We start from the raw sequence: 15,155 nt of genomic DNA, 5'->3' as shown, positions 1-15,155 counted from the left end.
TCACCGCCTTCCTGGCGGTTCATCCTGGTTCACATCGCTTCCTCAGCGCAGCTTAATTGCCGCCTCAACATCAAAACCCAGGTCAAAATCCAAAGAATAAAAATGAGTCAAAAGGTTCTTTTGTATTTGGCTTATTTTTAGTTTGTCTTTGATTTTTTTGATTTTTTTGATTTTGACCTTTGAGCGGCAATTAAGCCTCGCCGAAGGAGGGCGGATTTCCAGGACGAGCCGACAGGACGTCGGCGAGAGGGTGAGCCGGGACAGGGATGTCCCGTCACGCCCGGTCCGGCGGGAAAGCCGACCGACTGAGGGAACCCGCTTTAGCGGGCGATGCGCCTGCCGCAAGCCCGGGTCCCCAGGGCGGCGGCGACTGGCCGCCCTGGGTCGCTCAGCCCGCGCAGCGGGAAAGCGAAACGCCCTTGACCTTAAGACGTTGACGTTGACCTTAAGACGTTGACCTTGACCTTAACCCCACCTGCCCAGCCCCCCAACCAACGCTAAACTGCCAACCCGATCACACTTCCTAAACCGGGTTAGCCAATGTGATTGAAATACATAATCCGCTTCGCTTACTCTCTGCGTCGAACCGGTTTAGCAAAAAACAAAACAATCACTCTGGGAACCGTGCAAATGATCAAACCTCGTATTCTGGCGACCGCCATTAGCCTCGCTCTGGCCGTACCGACATTCAGCTTCGCCGCACCCACGCTAACCAGCCTGGAAGAGCGACTGATGGCGATGGAGCAACGTCTGCAAAAAGCCGAAGATCGTGCCACGATGGCGGAAAAACGTGCAGAGACAGCAGAGAAAAAAATCGTCCGCCTGGAAACACAGCAACAGAAACAGCCCGCCGCCCTGCCTGTGGCGGCCAGTGCCCCCGCTCCGGCCACCACAGCCGCGGCCACCAGCACCAGCAATTTCGCTGACGGTTTCGAATTCCACGGCTATGCACGTTCCGGTCTGATCATGAATGATTCCGCTGCAGGAACGCAAAGTGGCCCCTATCTGACGCCCGCCGGGGACACTGGCGGTGCAGTTGGGCGACTGGGTAACGAAAACAACACCTACGTTGAGCTGAACTTTGAACACAAGCAGCAGCTTGCCAACGGTGCCACCACGCGCTTCAAGGCGATGCTGGCCGACGGCCAGCGGGATTATAACGACTGGACAGGCAGCACCAGCGAACTGAACATACGCCAGGCGTTTGTTGAACTGGGCAATTTGCCAGAATTCACCGGTGTGTTTGACCAGAGCACGCTGTGGGCGGGTAAACGCTTTGACCGCGATAACTTCGATATTCACTGGCTTGACTCGGATGTGGTGTTCCTCGCCGGAACCGGGGGCGGGATCTATGACGTCCAGTGGGCGGATGGCCTGAAGAGTAACTTCTCGCTGTACGGGCGTAACTTCGGTGATATTGAAGCAATTGATAACACCATTCAGAACTACATTGTCACCAGTAATAACTTTGCCGGTCCATTCCAGCTGATGGTCAGCGGGCTGCGGGCAAAAGATAACGATGAGCGCCTGAATCCGAGCCGCGAGAATGACAATGCCGGTGACAGCGGTGTTCACGCGATGCTGGCACTGCACAACGACAGTTTCTGGGGCCTGCGCGAAGGATCGGCGAAAACCGCCCTGCTGTATGGTCGCGGGCTCGGGGCCGAAGTGAAAGGCATCGGCTCTGACGGCAATCTGACCCAACAGGCAGAAACCTGGCGCCTCGCCAGCTACGGCGTCACGCCGCTGAATAAAACATGGAGTTTTGCCCCGGCCGTGCTGGCGCAAACCAGCAGCGATCGTTATGCCGCCGGTGACCACTATCGCTGGGCCACGCTCAATGCGCGTTTGATCCAGGAGATTAACCAAAACTTTGCCCTCGCCTACGAAGGCAGCTATCAGTATATGGACCTCGATCCGCAAGGCTATAAAGATCGTCAGGCAGTATCCGGCAGTTTCTGGAAACTCACCGTTGCACCCACCTTTAAAGTGGCTGATATCGGTGATTTCTTTACCCGTCCGGAGATCCGCCTCTTCGCCAGCTGGATGGACTGGAACAGCTCGCTTGATCGCTATGCCAGCGACGATTCATTCGGCAGCAGCGGCTTCAGCGCAGGCGGCGAATGGAACTTCGGTGTGCAGATGGAAACCTGGTTCTGATGAACTCATCACAATAAATAGAAGGTGACATGATGGATTTTGAAAAAATTGCCCGGGAACTGCTGCCGTTACTCGGTGGTCGGGAAAATATAGCCAGCGCTGCGCACTGCGCCACGCGTCTGCGGCTGGTGATGGTCGATGATGAGTTAGTGCAGAAAGACGCCATTGAGGCGCTGGAAGGGGTGAAAGGCTGCTTCCGCAACGCCGGACAGATGCAGGTGATCTTCGGCAGCGGCATCGTCAACAAAGTCCACGCCGCCTTTGTAAAAGAAGCCGGGATTAACGAGTCCAGCAAGAGCGAAGCGGCCGATATCGCGGCACAGAAGCTGAATCCGTTCCAGCGGATCGCCCGGGTATTATCGAATATCTTTGTGCCGATTATTCCGGCGATCGTCGCTTCAGGCCTGCTGATGGGCCTGCTGGGGATGGTGAAAACCTACGGCTGGGTAGATGCCAGTAGCGCGCTGTTTATCATGCTGGATATGTGCAGCTCGGCAGCCTTTATCATTCTGCCCATCCTGATCGGCTTTACCGCCGCCCGTGAGTTTGGCGGCAACCCCTATCTGGGTGCCACGCTGGGTGGCATCCTCACGCACCCGGCGCTGACCAATGCCTGGGGCGTTGCCAGCGGTTTCCATACCATGAATTTCTTTGGGCTGGAGATTGCGATGATCGGCTATCAGGGAACGGTATTCCCGGTGCTGCTGGCCGTCTGGTTTATGAGCCACTGCGAGAAGCGTCTGCGCCGGGTGATCCCGGATGCGCTGGATATAATCCTGACCCCGTTCCTGACCGTGATTATCTCCGGCTTTATCGCCCTGCTGATCATTGGCCCGGCAGGACGTATGCTCGGGGATGGCATTTCACTGGTTCTCAGTACGCTGATCGCCCATGCGGGCTGGCTGGCCGGATTGCTGTTTGGTGGTCTTTATTCGGTGATTGTCATCACCGGCATCCACCACAGTTTCCATGCCATCGAGGCCGGATTACTCGGCAACCCGTCGATTGGTGTCAATTTCCTGTTACCGATCTGGTCCATGGCGAACGTGGCGCAGGGAGGGGCCTGCCTGGCGGTGTGGTTTAAAACCCGTGATATTAAAGTGCGCAGTATCGTACTGCCCTCCGCCTTTTCGGCGATGCTGGGCATTACCGAAGCCGCCATTTTTGGGGTGAATCTGCGCTATATTAAGCCGTTTATCGCCGGACTTGTGGGTGGCGCGCTCGGCGGTGCCTGGGTTGTGACGATGCACGTGAATATGACCGCCGTGGGGCTGACAGCACTACCAGGCATGGCGATTGTGCAGGCCAGTTCAATGCTCAATTATCTCATCGGCATGGTTATCGCCTTCGGCACGGCGTTTGTCCTGTCACTGCTGTTGAAAATCAAATTTGAGGTGAAAGCATGAGTGAAGCCCACCTGCTCAAACAGGCGTTGCGGGCGGTCCTCTCTGGCCAGCAGCGTGCGGCAGCCGATCATCATCGTCCGGCGTGGCATCTTGCCCCGCCTGTCGGGTTAATGAACGACCCGAATGGATTCATCCACTTCAATCAGCGCTACGTGCTGTGCTATCAGTGGAACCCGCTGGCCTGCGCGCATGGCGCCAAGTTCTGGGGCCAGTGGAGTTCGGCGGATTTGGTCAACTGGCGGCATGAACCGCTGGCGCTTGCGCCCTCCGAATCCTATGAAAGCCACGGCTGTTACTCCGGCAGCGCGGTCGATAACCAGGGCGTGATGACGCTGCTCTACACCGGAAACGTCAAGTTTGACGATGGCAGCCGCACCGCCTGGCAGTGCCTGGCCACGCGTGATGAACAGGGTGAATTCCATAAGCATGGCCCGGTGCTGGCCTTACCGGAAGGCTATACCGGCCATGTCCGTGACCCCAAAGTCTGGCAGCACGACGGACTGTGGTACATGGTGCTGGGTGCACAGGATCTGGCGTTGCAGGGCAAGGTTCTGCTGTTCCGTTCCCCCGACCTGCATCAGTGGACATCGCTGGGCGAAATTGCCGGAAGCCACATGAACGGGCTGGGCGAGTTTGGCTATATGTGGGAGTGCCCTGACCTGTTCGAACTGGATGGTCGCAGCGTGCTGGTGGTCTGCCCGCAGGGGCTGGCGGTTGAAGAGTGGCGCTGGCGCAATACCTTCCAGAGTGGCTATTTCTGCGGTTCCTTCGACTACAACACCCATCAGTTCCGTCATGATGAATTCCACGAACTTGACCTGGGGTTTGAGTTTTACGCGCCGCAAACCTGCCTCAGTGACGACGGTCGCCGCCTGCTGATCGGCTGGATGGGGATCCCTGACGGCGATGAGTTCTTCCAGCCCACACAGGCAAATGGCTGGATGCATATCATGACCTGTCCGCGCGAGCTGACGCTGCACGGTGACCGGCTGTATCAGCAACCCGCCCGTGAACTGCAACAGCTGCGCGGTGAGGAGAGCCGGTTAGCGGGTAGCGCGCAAACGCTGCCTGCCCTGCCCGTTAACAGCGCCGAGCTGGCGCTGACCGTTAGCGGCGCCTGTGAGCTTGATTTCGCGGGGGAGTTACACCTGGCGATCCATGCTCAGGGCGTCACGCTGCGGCGCAACAATCTGCGCAGCGGTGAACCCGAAGAGCGTTACTGGCGGGGTGAGGTGCGTACGCTGCGCTTGATGTGCGATCGCTCCAGCGTAGAGATCTTCATCAACGATGGCGAAGCCGTCATGTCGTCGCGCTATTTCCCGTCCGCAAACCCTGAGTTGCATTTTAACGGCACGGGAGAGATCGGGCTGCGTCACTGGAGCTTGCGGCAATGCGTGATAGAATAAGCCGATGAGCCCTCACACGTAAGCCACTGTGACTAAAAACAAACGTATCACGATTAACGATATTGCCCGGCTGGCGGGCGTTTCTAAATCTACCGCCAGTCTGGTCCTCAATGGCCGTGGGAAAGAGCTCCGCGTGGCCGAAGCGACACGTGAACGCGTGCTGGAGATCGCCCGTCAGCAACATTACCAGCCGAGTATCCACGCCCGCGCCCTCAATTCTGCGCGCAGCAATACCATCGGGCTGGTCGTCCCGGAAATGACCAACCAGGGGTTTGCCCGTTTCTCTCACGAACTCGAGATGCTGTGCCGCGATGCAGGTTTACAGCTGCTGATCGCCTGCACGGCAGAGAACGCCAGCCAGGAAACGCTGGCGGTCAATAACCTGATCCAACGCCAGGTCGACGCCCTGATTGTCGCCTCAAGCCAGTTGAACGATACCGAGTACCAGAAAATTAACCAGCAGCTGCCGGTGGTGCTTTTTGACCGCCATCTGGGCGAGTCGACGCTGCCGCTGGTGATCACCGATGCGACCGGCCCCACCGCCACGCTAATGGAAGCGGTCGCGCGCGAAGGGTATGACGAGATTTACTTCTTTGGCGGCCAGCCACGTATCTCCCCCACCCGCGATCGCCTGGCGGGTTTCCGTCTCGGGCTGGAGCGTGCGGGAGTCGAGGTAAAACCGGAATGGATTATGCACGGTCATTATCATGCCAGCTCTGGCTATGAGTTATTTGCAGAACTCTATTCACGGCTGGGACGTGTGCCTCAGGCGCTGTTCTGTGCCGCCTGCGGGCTTCAGGAAGGCGTACTGCGCTACCTCAGCCAGCATGACTTGCTGAACACGCCGATGCACCTCAGCAGCTTCGACGATCACTATCTCTATGATGCGCTGTCGGTACGTATTGATACCGTTGCCCAGGATGAGCGGCTGCTGGCCTGGAACTGCTTTGAGATGGTGACGCAGCTGATTGACGAGCAGACGCCAGAGGTGACCCAGCGCTGGCTACCGGCGCGCCTTCAATGGCGACGGATAAAAGCATTATAAGACGCTCGAGGCGATAACCTTGAAAAATATCGCCTCTGTTCACTTCCCTGTTAAAGCACCTGTTTTTATCCATCACCTCTAAAAAAACACCCACACATTCAGCGAAATTAATTTCACTTCACAAATAAACCCTATAACTATTCATTGAGATAGCATTCAAATATCACAAAATGAGCCTTACAGGACTATTTCTCATTGTGGCCGTAAAAAACCGTAAATTTTTTACGATCATTTAAAAAAAAAGGTTACACTTTCGCCACTTGTCTTTCATATTGTCAGACTATGTTTAATAGGCCTGCGGCGATCGTTGCCAATTCCAGGCCAACAGGATACAGATAAGGAGCGTTTGCCTATGAGTGCGCACGAGAGCAGTAAAACCCGCCACACCGAGTATTCCCTTACCTTCCCTGTCATCGCTCTGATCATTTTGTGGTTCTGGGGCACAACAGATTCCCTGCCACTGGTCATCGGCATCAACCTGATAGCCCTTATTGCCATCCTCAGCAGCGCCTTCAGCGTGGTACGTCATGCGGACGTCCTGGCACATCGTCTGGGCGAACCTTACGGCTCGCTAATACTGAGCCTTTCCGTTGTTATTCTTGAAGTGAGTCTGATATCCGCGCTGATGGCGACCGGCGACGCTGCCCCGGCACTGATGCGCGATACCCTCTACTCCATCATTATGATTGTGACCTGTGGCCTGGTGGGCTTTGCCCTGTTGCTGGGTGGGCGTAAATTCGCCACGCAGTATGTGAATCTGGCCGGGGTCAAACAGTATCTTATCGCGATTTTTCCGCTTGGCATTATTGTACTGGTGTTTCCGAATGCCCTGCCCGGCGGTAACTTTTCCATTGGACAGGCGCTGCTGGTTTCCGGGATTTCAGCCGCGATGTACTGGGTATTCCTGCTGATTCAGACCAAAACGCATCAGAGTCTGTTTGTTTATGAGCATGAAGATGAGGGCGATGACCCGCATCATGGCAAGCCATCGGCGCATTCCAGCACCAGGCACACCATCTGGTTAGTGGTCCATCTGGTCGCGGTGATTGCCGTCACTAAGATGAATGCGAATACGCTGGAGTCATTGCTGACTGAGTTGAAAGCACCGGAACAATTCACCGGTTTCCTGGTGGCGTTACTGATCCTCTCCCCTGAAGGATTGGGTGCGATTAAAGCGGTGCTGGCAAACCAGGTGCAGCGCGCAATGAACCTGTTCTTTGGCTCCGTACTGGCGACCATTTCTCTGACGGTACCGGCGGTGACGCTGATAGCGACACTGACGGGGCAGCAGCTGATCTTTGGCCTTGAACCGCCGCAGATGGTGGTGATGATTGCCGCGCTGTTGCTGTGTCAGATTTCGTTTTCGACCGGACGCACAAATGTGTTGAATGGTGCCGCCCATCTGGCGCTGTTCATTGCCTATCTGATGACGATAATGCTGTAAAGATAAGTAGACGGGCTGTCGTTTCTGTAGGGGTCGACCGTTTTTCCGGTCGACCCGTGCTGATGGCGTGCCACACGGGTCAGCTCCGCGTTACTGCGCGGTATACTCCAGCGTATGCCCACTTCCCGTCAGCGTCAGCGTTTGTTCAGTCAACGTCACCTCCGCCCCTTTCGTCAGCACCACCGATAACGTCTGTTCCCACTGATTAAGCAATGGATCGCTGCACAGCATTTTCGTCGATGCCAGCATCGGTACAGTCAGTCGCCCCTGCTCAATATGCCCCTGCCCGAAGAAACGATTACACATCACGCCATTGACCCGGAGGCTGTCATTAAAGCCGATCCCCGGTTTCATCCCTTCATGAGATTTTACGGTCTGACCATCAACAGCACTGAGCGCAAACAGACGGTTTGCTAACTGCCCGGCATCAGGGTGAGGGGTCTGGCTGCAACCATTGAGCGCGATTGCACCCAGTAGCAAAACAAACGTTTTTTTCATAGGAACTCCTTTTTATGTACTTTCCATTGTAGGTCAAAAACACTGTAGATTCAGGCGGGTTGAAGAATAGTGCGCAGAGAAAACGAGCCAGTGTTCTGGCCCGTTTTGAGGATGAAACGAGCTTAGTTGCTGGTATCGAGTTCAGCGAAGCTTTTCACCAAATCATCGATCGCTTTCATCTGAACCAGGAAGGGTTCCAGTTTATCCAGCGGCAGTGCAGACGGACCGTCACACTTGGCGTTTGCCGGGTCCGGGTGGGCTTCAATAAACAGACCGGCAATACCTACTGCCATCCCCGCACGCGCCAGCTCAGACACCTGCGCACGACGACCACTGGACGCGCTGCCCATCGGATCACGGCACTGCAATGCGTGGGTTACGTCAAAGATCACCGGGCTACCGTTAGAGACCTGCTTCATCACATTGAAGCCAAGCATGTCGACCACCAGGTTGTCATAACCGAAGTTGGCACCGCGATCGCACAGGATCACTTTGTCGTTGCCGCCTTCAGCGAATTTATCAACGATGTTACCCATCTGGCCCGGGCTGACGAACTGAGGTTTCTTCACGTTGATCACCGCACCGGTTTTCGCCATCGCTTCAACCAGGTCGGTCTGACGTGCGAGGAAGGCCGGTAACTGAATCACATCCACCACATCGGCCACGGCCTGCGCCTGGCTGGCTTCATGGACGTCGGTGATAATTTTCACGCCGAAAGCCTGTTTGATTTCCTGGAAGATTTTCATGCCTTCTTCCAGGCCCGGGCCACGATACGAGTGAATGGAAGAGCGGTTAGCTTTATCAAATGAGGCTTTGAACACATAAGGAATGCCCAGTTTCTGGGTCACAGTGACGTAGTGTTCACAAATGCGCATCGCCAAATCACGCGACTCCAGCACGTTCATACCACCAAACAGGACGAACGGCAGATCGTTAGCGACCTTGATATCACCAATGTTAACCACTTTTTGTTTCATGTCTTCGCCTTTATAGAGTTCACTTCAGTTAGTGAAGGGTAATCTGTTTCTGTTCAATTGAGTGGATCTGGACTTTAATCATCTCGCTGATGGGGTCTTCCGGGCACTGCTCAACAAAATAGGTTAAATCATTGAGGGCCACATGTTCGCACTCGAGCTGGGCAAAAATCAGACCGCGATCGCGGATTTCATACGGGTCTTCCGGGTCCATCTGCACCAGCACCTGGCTGACGTGCAGCGCCATCTCCATCTGTTTCTCATCCATCAACGCGGACTTCAGGGTGTCGAGCATCTTGCGCAACACCATCAGCGGCTCGGCTTCCTGCAGATCGTCATCATACAGCTCGGTCCCTGGCCCGATATTGCCCTGAAGCCACACTTCCAGCTGGTGTTCATCCAGGGTTTCACCATCAAAGGGATTGATGAGCCACATATCTTCATCGATCCAGTCTGCTCGTAGAATCAGCTGTGTCGTAAAAATCACGGGCATCATCGGCAGGTCGAGCTGATCCGCAATGTGCAGAAAAATGACCCCCAGCGACACGGCGGTACCCTGACGGGTACGCAATACATTGTCCAGCCACAACGTGTCAGACAACCGATAAACACCGCTCGCGCCGCCAAAACCCCAGCGGCCCCAGAACAGGGTGATCAATTGCTCAAGCTGTAAATCAGCGGCAAGTTCTGACGGAATTTCAGCACGCGCTTCGGCAACCAGCGCAGCTAAACGCGCGCTGACATCTTCAGCCGGAAAGTCGCGGCGGACAGCCAGCGATGCCGTAATCACCGCGTCACTCAACGTTCCGGCGGTAAAATCAAAATCAGCGATAGACGTCATACAAACCCCAGCAGTGGCATTTTAGTTGTGGCAAGTTTCACGATGACCACAAGGGCGATTAACGCCACCATAAACGCTATCCAGCGTATTTTTTGCGCGCGCGGACGGCGTCCGAGGGCAATAAAACCCAGCGCGATATAGATAATAACGCCAAACAGCTTCTCCGTCAGCCAGGCACCTTGTGGGCTGAACGGGTAAAAATGCGTTATGCCGACCAGTAACCCGCCCGACAGTAACAGAAGCGTGTCATTTAAATGGGGTACGATGCGCACCCAGCGGCGTTGCAGCATCGAAGAATGGGTCTGGAACCAGTAGAAGCGCAGCACAAACATCAGTGCGGTGATCGCCACGGTTAACAGATGAAAATGTTTTAGCGGGAAGTACCAGGCGGCCATATAAATTCCTTATTATCTTTTTCTTTGCCCGACGGTTACGCGGTCGTTGCCGCCATAATCCTGACAGGTTTCCACTGCATGGAAGCTGTTTTCGCGCAAAATTTTCCTGACGTGTTCGCCCTGCTGCCAGCCGTGTTCCAGTAATAACCAGCCGCTATCCTGTAAATAGCGCCCTGCTTCTGCGGCAATGATCCGGATATCGGCCAGGCCGTGATCGCCTGCCACCAGCGCACTGGTGGGTTCAAAACGGACGTCGCCCTGCGAAAGATGGTGGTCATCGGCATCAATATAGGGGGGATTACTGACAATCAGCGCAAACTGTTGTCCTTCGAGGGCAGAAAACCAGTGGCTTTGCAAAAACCGGGTATTTGACAGCGCCAGCTTGCTGGCATTGTGCTGCGCCAGCGCCACTGCGGCAGGAATACGATCCACGCCCGTAACCTGGCAATCGGTGCGTTCGCTGGCCAGCGCCAGGGCAATCGCCCCGGTGCCGGTACCGAGATCCAACACCTCGCAAGGCTCAGCAGGCAGACGCGCGAGCGCCTGCTCCACCAGCACTTCGCTATCCGGGCGGGGGATCAACGTGTCGGGCGATACCGTCAGCGGCAGTGACCAGAACTCACGTTCCCCTGTCAGATAGGCCACCGGCTCCCCAGCGGCACGGCGTGCCAGCAGCGCATCCAGCTGCGCAAGCTGCGCGTCATCCAGCGTGGCATCATCAAAGGCGATCAGCCAGGCGCGGGATTTACCGAGCACTTTCCCCAGCAGAATCTCAGCATCGCGTTTCGGGCTGTCACTGTCCGGCAACTGAGCGACCGCGTTACGCAGCCAGACACGGATCTGCATTAATCCTGCCCGGCGAGTGCGGCCAGCTGATCCGCCTGGTGCTCCTGAACCACAGGCTCAATCAGCGCGTCCAGCTTCCCTTCCATCGCATCATCCAGACGGTAAATGGTCAGGTTGATACGGTGGTCTGTAATGCGGCCCTGCGGGAAGTTATAGGTACGGTTTCTATCAGAGCGGTCACCGGTGCCAAGCAAGTTACGGCGGGTAGAGGACTCTTCCTGTTGACGACGTGCCATTTCGGCAGCACGGATACGCGAACCCAGCACGCCCAGCGCTTTCGCTTTGTTTTTATGCTGTGAACGTTCATCCTGGCACTCGACCACGATGCCGGTGGGCAAGTGGGTAATACGGATGGCGGAATCGGTGGTGTTAACGTGCTGGCCACCGGCCCCGGAGGAGCGGAACGTATCGATTTTCAAATCAGACGGATTGATATCCGGCAGTTCGGCTTCCGGCAGTTCTGGCATCACCGCAACCGTACAGGCTGAGGTGTGGATGCGCCCCTGTGATTCCGTCTCTGGCACACGCTGCACACGGTGGCCGCCAGATTCGAACTTCAGGCGGCCATAAGCACCTTCGCCGATCACTTTGGCGATAATTTCTTTATAACCGCCATGCTCGCCTTCGTTAGCGCTCATCACTTCCACTTTCCAGCGTTTTGACTCCGCATAACGGCTGTACATCCGGAACAGATCGCCGGCGAAAATGGCGGCTTCGTCGCCACCGGTGCCGGCACGCACTTCCAGATAGCAGTTACGTTCGTCATCCGGATCTTTCGGCAACAGCAGGACCTGCAACTGTTGCTCCAGCACGTCACTGGCGGCACGGGCTTCTTTCAGCTCTTCCTGAGCCATCTCACGCATTTCCAGGTCACTGAGCATCATTTCAGCGGTTTCGATATCTTCCTGGGTTTGCTGCCACTGACGGAAACACTGGCTGACGTCGGTAAGCTGGGCATATTCGCGGGAGAGTGCACGAAAACGTTCCTGATCGGCAATCACTCCGGCATCGCCCAGCATCGCCTCCACTTCTTCGTGGCGCTCCTGCAAGGCTTCCAGTTTGGCAACAATAGAAGGCTTCATTCGTAGTCTTTTACCTTGTAAGAAAAGAGGCTTGAAACGCTAATCCAGCCCGAGGCTGTCGCGTAAAATTTGCAGGCGTTCGCCATCGCCGTCGCGTGCGGCCAGCTGAAGAGATTTGGTAGGAGCGTGGATCAAACGGTTGGTCAGCTTATGGGCCAGGTCGCGCAACACCTCTTCAGCGTTACCTCCCTGTTGCAGGGCCGCTATGGCACGCGCTTCCAGTTCAGCACGCACCTGTTCCGCCTGTGAGCGGTAATCGCGGATAGTCTCAACTGCGCTCTGGGCCCGTAGCCAGGACATAAACTCGCTGCTTTCCTGCACCACGATGGTTTCAGCCTGCACGGCCGCCGCCTGGCGCTGGGCCATATTGCTTTCAATAATTGCCTGCAGGTCATCAACGCTATAGAGATAGGCATTGGGCAATTTACCCACTTCCGGCTCCACGTCACGCGGTACGGCAATATCCACCAGCAGCATAGGCTGATTGCGGCGTTGTTTAAGCGCACGCTCCACCATCCCCTTACCGATAATCGGCAACGGGCTGGCTGTAGAACTGATAATGATGTCGGCTTCCGCCAGTCGGGAATCGATTTCCGGCAGACTGATGACTTCAGCTCCGACCTCATCTGCCAGCGCTTGCGCACGTTCGCGGGTACGGTTGGCGATCATCAACTTCTTCACCTTATGCTGATGCAGATGACGGGCAGCCAGTTCAATGGTTTCACCCGCGCCTACCAGCAGCACGTTAACCGTGGAGAGGGATTCGAAGATCTGGCGTGCCAGCGTACAGGCAGCAAACGCCACGGAGACGGCACTGGCACCGATTTCGGTTTCAGTACGCACGCGTTTGGCCACGGAGAACGATTTCTGGAACATGCGCTCCAGTTCGCTGGAGAGCGAGTGACCGCGCTGGGAATCAGCAAACGCCTTTTTAACCTGGCCAAGAATTTGAGGTTCGCCCAGCACCAGGGAATCCAGCCCGCTGGCGACACGCATCAGGTGGCTGACGGCGTCGTTATCATGATGCCAGTAGAGGCTTTTGCGCACTTCATCGACGCTGAGCTTGTGGTAATCACAGAGCCAGGTCACCAGCTGTTCCTGCAGGTTTTCCTGCTGTTCGACGCTCAGGTACAACTCGGTACGGTTACAGGTAGACAGCACAACGCCGCCCTGAACCAGCGGCTGCGCCAACAGGCTAGAGAGCGCCTGTTCCAGCTGATCCGGCGAGAACGTCACGCGTTCGCGCAGAGACACAGGTGCCGTTTTGTGATTGATGCCGAGAGCCAGTAACGTCATGGTGCAGGTTGGGTTAATCCCACAGTTGTCAGGGTTTTGTGTGGCGCATTCTACAAGATGAGCGAGATCAATAAAAGCCATGCTTCGCCTATCCCTGTAACAAGATATACCTCTTGCCAGTCAAATGAGACAATTTGAGCATTGACGCCGCCGTTTTAGCTGGTTAGCGTGGGCGGTTAATTGCGAACTGAGTCTTAGGAGCTGACCTGAACATGTTATCGTCGAATCGCCGCCTGCTGCGGCTTCTTCCCCTTGCCGCCCTGCTGCTCACCGGGTGTGTTCTTAACGAACCAGCGCAAACTCCGGGCCAAAGCCCGACGTCCCCGCAATGGCGTGACCATCAGCAAGCGGTGGAAAAAATCACTCAGTACCAGACGCGTGGCGCCTTTGCCTACCTTTCCGATCGTCAAAAAGTCTATGCCCGCTACAACTGGCAACAGACCGCAGCGGATCGCTATCGCCTGCTGTTGACTAATCCACTGGGCAGCACAGAGCTGCAGCTTGACCAGCAAGGACAAGTTGCACAGATTGTTGACAATAAAGGCAAGCGCTATGTCAGCAACGATGCGGCAAAAATGATTTCTCAGCTCACGGGCATGAGTATCCCGCTGGATAACCTGCGCCAGTGGATCCTTGGCCTGCCGGGCGATGCCACCGATTTCACCCTGGATGACCAGTACCGGCTGCGCGAAGTGAACTACAGCCAGGACGGTAAACAGTGGAAAGTGACCTATCAGGGCTACGACAGTAAGCAGAATCCAGCGCTACCGTCGAATCTCGAACTGCGTGAAGGCGACCAGCGTATTAAGCTGAAGATGGATAGCTGGACCGTAAAATGATCACAACCTGGCCTGCCCCGGCAAAACTGAATCTGTTTCTCTACATCACCGGCCGCCGCGCTGACGGCTACCATGACCTCCAGACGCTGTTTCAGTTTCTGGATTATGGTGACACGCTGAAAATTGAAACCAACAATCAGGGTGAATTGCGCCTGCTGACCCCCGTCGATGGCGTGCCTGATGAACAGAACCTGATCGTCCGTGCCGCGCAACTGCTGCGCGAACGGGCGCTGGATCAGGGCGTGCTGCCCGCCAGCGCAGGTGCCACTCTGGCGGTTGAGAAGCGGTTACCTATGGGCGGTGGACTGGGCGGAGGCTCCTCTAACGCGGCCACCGTACTGGTGGCACTCAATCACTTATGGCAAACCGGTTTCAGTTTTGAACAACTTGCCGATCTTGGCCTGCAACTGGGTGCCGACGTGCCTGTCTTTGTGCGCGGATTTTCTGCCTTTGCTGAAGGGGTCGGTGAGCAGCTGACACCGGTTTCGCCGCAAGAAAAATGGTATCTGGTGATGCATCCCGGTGTCAGCGTGGCGACACCCGTCGTATTTAACGATCCTGAATTGACCAGAAACACGCCAAAAAGGGAAATAAGCGCCTTATTAGCAGCCGAATTCCGCAATGATTGTGAGGCAGCAGTAAGAAATCGTTTTCGCGAGGTTGAACAGCTTGTTTCCTGGCTGCTAGAATACGCGCCGTCGCGCCTGACTGGAACGGGTGCTTGTGTGTTTGCAGAATTTGACACCGAGTACGCCGCAAGACAGGTGCTTGAGCTGGCTCCGAAGGGGTTGCAGGGGTTTGTTGCGCGAGGCGTTAACGTTTCGCCACTGCACCGCACCCTTTCAGAGCAATAGAGTTGATGTGACAGTGTCACCTGTTCCAGACGCTGCACGACTGCTCTGATATAACCCAAGCTATTGGCG

The 15,155-nt window shown here is 55.8% G+C and carries 14 protein-coding genes; 7 read left to right on the top strand and 7 right to left on the bottom strand.

Going from position 1 to position 15,155, the window contains the following annotated elements:
* Positions 1-630 precede the first annotated feature (630 nt).
* From WH279_RS14520 to chaA, 5 genes are all read left to right on the top strand, one after another.
* Positions 631-2,160 (top strand): carbohydrate porin, encoded by a 1,530-nt coding sequence (locus tag WH279_RS14520; RefSeq protein WP_339457497.1) that lies wholly within the window; start codon positions 631-633, stop codon positions 2,158-2,160.
* 32 nt (positions 2,161-2,192) lie between these two features.
* Positions 2,193-3,566, top strand: coding sequence for a sucrose-specific PTS transporter subunit IIBC (locus tag WH279_RS14515; RefSeq protein ID WP_200643130.1), 1,374 nt, complete (start codon positions 2,193-2,195; stop codon positions 3,564-3,566).
* Entirely contained in the window at positions 3,563-4,972 is a 1,410-nt protein-coding gene (locus WH279_RS14510) for a sucrose-6-phosphate hydrolase (protein ID WP_339457495.1), read from the top strand. Before WH279_RS14515 ends, WH279_RS14510 begins: the two co-directional genes overlap by 4 nt.
* Positions 4,973-5,000: 28 nt before the next feature.
* Positions 5,001-6,017: a LacI family DNA-binding transcriptional regulator gene (locus WH279_RS14505; protein ID WP_200643011.1), complete on the top strand. Its 1,017-nt coding sequence runs from the start codon at positions 5,001-5,003 to the stop codon at positions 6,015-6,017.
* 352 nt (positions 6,018-6,369) lie between these two features.
* On the top strand, positions 6,370-7,461 hold the full coding sequence (gene chaA / locus WH279_RS14500; protein WP_339457493.1) for a sodium-potassium/proton antiporter ChaA: 1,092 nt from the start codon (positions 6,370-6,372) through the stop codon (positions 7,459-7,461).
* A gap of 90 nt (positions 7,462-7,551) precedes the next feature.
* Here the strand turns inward: chaA and WH279_RS14495 are convergent, their stop codons facing one another.
* The 7 genes from WH279_RS14495 to hemA form a co-directional block, all read right to left on the bottom strand.
* Positions 7,552-7,959 (bottom strand): META domain-containing protein, encoded by a 408-nt coding sequence (locus WH279_RS14495; protein ID WP_200643009.1) that lies wholly within the window; start codon positions 7,957-7,959, stop codon positions 7,552-7,554.
* A 122-nt stretch (positions 7,960-8,081) separates the two neighbouring features.
* Positions 8,082-8,936 carry a 3-deoxy-8-phosphooctulonate synthase gene (gene kdsA / locus WH279_RS14490; protein ID WP_133845412.1) on the bottom strand — a complete coding sequence of 285 codons (855 nt, stop codon included), beginning with the start codon at positions 8,934-8,936 and terminating at the stop codon, positions 8,082-8,084.
* Positions 8,937-8,964: 28 nt separating this feature from the next.
* On the bottom strand, positions 8,965-9,774 hold the full coding sequence (gene sirB1 / locus WH279_RS14485) for an invasion regulator SirB1 (protein WP_339457489.1): 810 nt from the start codon (positions 9,772-9,774) through the stop codon (positions 8,965-8,967).
* Positions 9,771-10,169, bottom strand: a complete 399-nt coding sequence (locus tag WH279_RS14480; RefSeq protein WP_200643007.1) for a SirB2 family protein — start codon at positions 10,167-10,169, stop codon at positions 9,771-9,773. Before WH279_RS14480 ends, sirB1 begins: the two co-directional genes overlap by 4 nt.
* Positions 10,170-10,181: 12 nt before the next feature.
* Complete coding sequence (prmC, locus tag WH279_RS14475) at positions 10,182-11,015, bottom strand: peptide chain release factor N(5)-glutamine methyltransferase (RefSeq protein ID WP_339457486.1); 834 nt, start codon at positions 11,013-11,015, stop codon at positions 10,182-10,184.
* Entirely contained in the window at positions 11,015-12,097 is a 1,083-nt protein-coding gene (gene prfA / locus WH279_RS14470) for a peptide chain release factor 1 (RefSeq protein ID WP_339457484.1), read from the bottom strand. The genes prmC and prfA overlap by 1 nt, the downstream gene beginning before the upstream one ends.
* Before the next feature lie 39 nt (positions 12,098-12,136).
* Positions 12,137-13,393, bottom strand: a complete 1,257-nt coding sequence (gene hemA, locus WH279_RS14465; protein WP_339458710.1) for a glutamyl-tRNA reductase — start codon at positions 13,391-13,393, stop codon at positions 12,137-12,139.
* Between the two features lie 212 nt (positions 13,394-13,605).
* On the opposite strand from hemA, the gene lolB reads away from it, so the two are divergent.
* Both lolB and ispE read left to right on the top strand, forming a co-directional pair.
* Positions 13,606-14,232: a lipoprotein insertase outer membrane protein LolB gene (gene lolB / locus WH279_RS14460; protein WP_339457482.1), complete on the top strand. Its 627-nt coding sequence runs from the start codon at positions 13,606-13,608 to the stop codon at positions 14,230-14,232.
* Positions 14,229-15,086: a 4-(cytidine 5'-diphospho)-2-C-methyl-D-erythritol kinase gene (gene ispE / locus WH279_RS14455; RefSeq protein WP_200643003.1), complete on the top strand. Its 858-nt coding sequence runs from the start codon at positions 14,229-14,231 to the stop codon at positions 15,084-15,086. Before lolB ends, ispE begins: the two co-directional genes overlap by 4 nt.
* Positions 15,087-15,155 lie beyond the last annotated feature (69 nt).

This window comes from Erwinia sp. MYb375 (assembly GCF_037479175.1).
GTDB lineage: Bacteria > Pseudomonadota > Gammaproteobacteria > Enterobacterales > Enterobacteriaceae > Erwinia > Erwinia rhapontici.
This window is presented reverse-complemented; position numbering and strand designations above follow the sequence as displayed.

What these genes read in the sequence shown, in the direction of transcription:
- WH279_RS14520 (WP_339457497.1), top strand. Translation starts at nt 631, where the DNA reads ATGATCAAACCTCGTATTCTGGCGACCGCCATTAGCCTCGCTCTGGCC.
- WH279_RS14515 (WP_200643130.1), top strand. Translation starts at nt 2,193, where the DNA reads ATGGATTTTGAAAAAATTGCCCGGGAACTGCTGCCGTTACTCGGTGGT.
- WH279_RS14510 (WP_339457495.1), top strand. Translation starts at nt 3,563, where the DNA reads ATGAGTGAAGCCCACCTGCTCAAACAGGCGTTGCGGGCGGTCCTCTCT.
- chaA (WP_339457493.1), top strand. Translation starts at nt 6,370, where the DNA reads ATGAGTGCGCACGAGAGCAGTAAAACCCGCCACACCGAGTATTCCCTT.
- WH279_RS14495 (WP_200643009.1), bottom strand. Translation starts at nt 7,959, where the DNA reads ATGAAAAAAACGTTTGTTTTGCTACTGGGTGCAATCGCGCTCAATGGT.
- kdsA (WP_133845412.1), bottom strand. Translation starts at nt 8,936, where the DNA reads ATGAAACAAAAAGTGGTTAACATTGGTGATATCAAGGTCGCTAACGAT.
- sirB1 (WP_339457489.1), bottom strand. Translation starts at nt 9,774, where the DNA reads ATGACGTCTATCGCTGATTTTGATTTTACCGCCGGAACGTTGAGTGAC.
- WH279_RS14480 (WP_200643007.1), bottom strand. Translation starts at nt 10,169, where the DNA reads ATGGCCGCCTGGTACTTCCCGCTAAAACATTTTCATCTGTTAACCGTG.
- prmC (WP_339457486.1), bottom strand. Translation starts at nt 11,015, where the DNA reads ATGCAGATCCGTGTCTGGCTGCGTAACGCGGTCGCTCAGTTGCCGGAC.
- prfA (WP_339457484.1), bottom strand. Translation starts at nt 12,097, where the DNA reads ATGAAGCCTTCTATTGTTGCCAAACTGGAAGCCTTGCAGGAGCGCCAC.
- hemA (WP_339458710.1), bottom strand. Translation starts at nt 13,393, where the DNA reads ATGACGTTACTGGCTCTCGGCATCAATCACAAAACGGCACCTGTGTCT.
- lolB (WP_339457482.1), top strand. Translation starts at nt 13,606, where the DNA reads ATGTTATCGTCGAATCGCCGCCTGCTGCGGCTTCTTCCCCTTGCCGCC.
- ispE (WP_200643003.1), top strand. Translation starts at nt 14,229, where the DNA reads ATGATCACAACCTGGCCTGCCCCGGCAAAACTGAATCTGTTTCTCTAC.